Raw genomic sequence first — 218 nt, forward strand, 5'->3', positions numbered from 1 at the left:
CTTGCATTTCCTAAGTGATCTTTATACTGGTAAATATAACGGTTTTCTGTGAAACTGTAAAAGCCTTCTGAAGTGGGTACAAAATCAAGCTTCCAGGTTGGGGGATCGCCCAGATCAGGAAAGGCAGTACTGATGTTTCCGTAAGCCTGCTCTTCAAAAGCATATTCTGTACGACAGGTTAAACATATTCCCCCAGCTTCTCTATAGGAATATTGAAA

General features: G+C 40.8%; 1 protein-coding gene. It reads right to left on the reverse strand.

Going from position 1 to position 218, the window contains the following annotated elements:
• Positions 1 to 218, reverse strand: a 218-nt coding sequence (locus BOQ64_RS22890) for a hypothetical protein (RefSeq protein WP_164975890.1), incomplete at both ends; no start/stop codon positions are given.

Origin of the sequence: Chryseobacterium sp. CH25 (assembly GCF_004119455.1) — a bacterium.
GTDB lineage: Bacteria > Bacteroidota > Bacteroidia > Flavobacteriales > Weeksellaceae > Chryseobacterium.